Genomic DNA, 2,459 nt, shown 5'->3' on the forward strand with positions numbered 1-2,459 from the left:
GCCCCGCGCCGCCGGGCGTCGCGCGCGGCACGCAGCGGCTCGGTGGAGCCGGTGAGCCCGGCCAGCTCCTCGGCGTTGGGCTTGACGATGTCGGGGCGGGCGGCGACGCCGCGGCGCAGCGGTTCGCCGCCGGTGTCCAGCAGGGTGGGGACGCCCGCGGCCCGGGCCTCGCGGATGAGCTGGGCGTACGTACCGACCGGGACGCCGGGCGGCAGGCTGCCGCACAGCGCGACCGCGGAGGCCCCGCGCAGCAGCCCGGCGTAGGCGTCCATGAAGGCGGCCCACTCGGTGGAGGTGACGGCCGGTCCGGCCTCGTTGAGCTGGGTGGTGTCGCCCGACGCGGCGTCGACGACGCCGAGGGTGCGCCGGGTGGTACCGGCGATCGGCACCAGCGCGTCGGTGATCCGCCCGCCGCCGGTGCCCGTGTCCGTCTCCGTACCCTCTGCCAGTAGCTCGCGGACCACCGTGCCGGTCACCCCTCCGGCGAAGCCGGTGACGGTGGTGTGGTGGCCGAGTGCGGCGAGGACGCGCGCGACGTTGATGCCCTTGCCGCCGGGCCGTTCGGTGACCTCGGTCACGCGGTGGCTGGTGTGGGGGCGCAGTCGGGGCACCCGGTAGGTGATGTCGAGGGCGGTGTTGAGCGTGACCGTCAGGATCACCCGGCATCTCCTCTCCCGTCCCCCCGCCGGACGGAGATTCCTGTGCTGAAAGCGTGTGGCTGGGTGCCCAGCGGCGCCCGCGCGTGAGCGATCATGCCAAAGGCGCGGCGCCCGGCCCACCCCTTTGGGATGACCGGGACGCCCAATCATGGTGCGAAATCGGCCAATTCGGGGTCAGCGGGGCGCGGCGTACGGGGGCAGCGGCTGCTACAGCGGCTCCCTACTGGGGGTCGACCACCCAGGCGCCGCGCCGCATCACGCCCCGCAACCGGAAGTCGGCGTCGAGGACGACGAGGTCCGCGTCCTTGCCCGCTTCCAGCGACCCCACCCGGTCGTCAAGACCCAGCACCCGCGCGGGGGTCGCGGACAGGGCCCGGACCGCCTGGTCCACGCCGAGCCCGTCGACCGTGACGGCCCGCCGGAAGGCGTGGTCGAGGGTGAGGGTGGAGCCCGCGATGGAACCGGCCGTGGGCCCGTCGCTGATCCGCGCCACGCCGTCCTTGACCTCGACTTCCATCGGGCCGAGCGGATAGCGACCGTCGCTCATGCCCGCCGCGCCCATCGCGTCGGTGATGAACGCGACCCGGTCCGCGCCCGCGCGCCGGAAGGCCAGCTGGAGCACGGCGGGGTGCAGATGCGTCCCGTCGTTGATCAGCTCGACGGTGACCCGCTCGTCCTCCAGCAGCGCGGCCACCGGGCCGGGCTCGCGGTGCAGCAGCGACGGCATCGCGTTGAACAGGTGGGTCGCCACGGTCGCGCCCGCCTCCACGGCGTCCCGGGTCGCCTCGTACGTCGAGTCGGTGTGGCCGACCGCCGCCAGGACGCCGCTGTCGGCCAGCAGCCGTACGGACTCCAGCCCGCCCGGCAGCTCGGGCGCGAGCGTCATCATGCGCGCGGTGCCGTGCGCCGCGTCGATCAGCTTGCGCACGTCCGCCGGGTCGGGGTCGCGCAGCAGCGACGGCTGGTGGGCGCCGCAGCGGTGCGGGGAGATGAACGGGCCCTCGAAGTGGACGCCCGCCAGCTCGCCGTCCTCGGTCAGCTCGGAGAGCACCGCCGCCTGCCGGGCGAGGTCGTCGAGGTCGCCGGTGACGGTGGAGGCGAGCATCGTGGTGGTGCCGTGCGCGCGGTGCGTCCGGATGACGGTCAGCGCCTCCTCGGCGGTGCCCGTGGAGAACGAGGCCCCGCCGCCGCCGTGGAGGTGCAGGTCGACGAAGCCGGGGACGATCCAGCAGCCGGACAGATCGCGCACGGCGTCGCCCGCGGGCGTGCTGTCGCCCGTGGCCGTTCCGGCGATGCGGGTGCCCTCGACCGTCAGCGTCGCGTCCGTGACGATCCCGGACGGCAGCACCACCCGGGCGCCTGTGAGAACCGTTCGCTGGACCATCAGCCGGATACCTCCGTGGACTGCGCGGGCTGCGCGGGGGACGAGGGGGGTGAGGGGGACGTGGGCGACGGCGCGGGCTGCGGGGACCGTGCGCCGGACTGCGCGGCGACGAGATCCCAGGCGAGCAGTCCCGCGCCCAGACAGCCCGCGGTGTCCCCGAGGGCCGCGGGGACGATGCGGGGGAGCGTCTGGAAGGTGATCCGCTCCTCGATCGCCGCGCGCAGCGGGGTGAACAGCGTCTCTCCGGCCTCGGCGAGCCCGCCGCCGATGATCAGCAGCTCGGGGTCCAGCAGGGTGAGGGCGGTCACCAGGCCGTCGGCGAGCGCGCCGGTCGCCTCCCGCCACACCGCCGCGGCCCGCGGGTCGCCGGACTCGACGGCCTTGGCGCAGTCGGCCGCGTCCGCGCCGGGTCCGCC

General features: G+C 75.4%; 3 protein-coding genes. All 3 read right to left on the reverse strand.

Going from position 1 to position 2,459, the window contains the following annotated elements; all coding sequences use genetic code 11:
- The coding region (locus EEJ42_RS32280) for a 1-phosphofructokinase family hexose kinase (RefSeq protein WP_123105463.1) at positions 1 to 659 on the reverse strand (659 nt) is incomplete at its 3' end.
- A gap of 220 nt (positions 660 to 879) precedes the next feature.
- A complete protein-coding gene (gene nagA / locus EEJ42_RS32285) occupies positions 880 to 2,043 on the reverse strand; it encodes an N-acetylglucosamine-6-phosphate deacetylase (RefSeq protein ID WP_123105465.1) in 1,164 nt (387 codons plus the stop codon).
- Positions 2,043 to 2,459 (reverse strand): ROK family protein (locus EEJ42_RS32290; RefSeq protein ID WP_123105467.1); only part of this gene is annotated, 417 nt, incomplete at its 5' end. The genes EEJ42_RS32290 and nagA, both read right to left, overlap by 1 nt.

It is taken from the genome of Streptomyces botrytidirepellens (assembly GCF_003721215.1).
GTDB lineage: Bacteria > Actinomycetota > Actinomycetes > Streptomycetales > Streptomycetaceae > Streptomyces > Streptomyces himastatinicus.

Bases quoted from the DNA above. Each gene is read 5' to 3' on its own strand.
- nagA (WP_123105465.1), bottom strand. From the start codon at position 2,043: ATGGTCCAGCGAACGGTTCTCACAGGCGCCCGGGTGGTGCTGCCGTCC.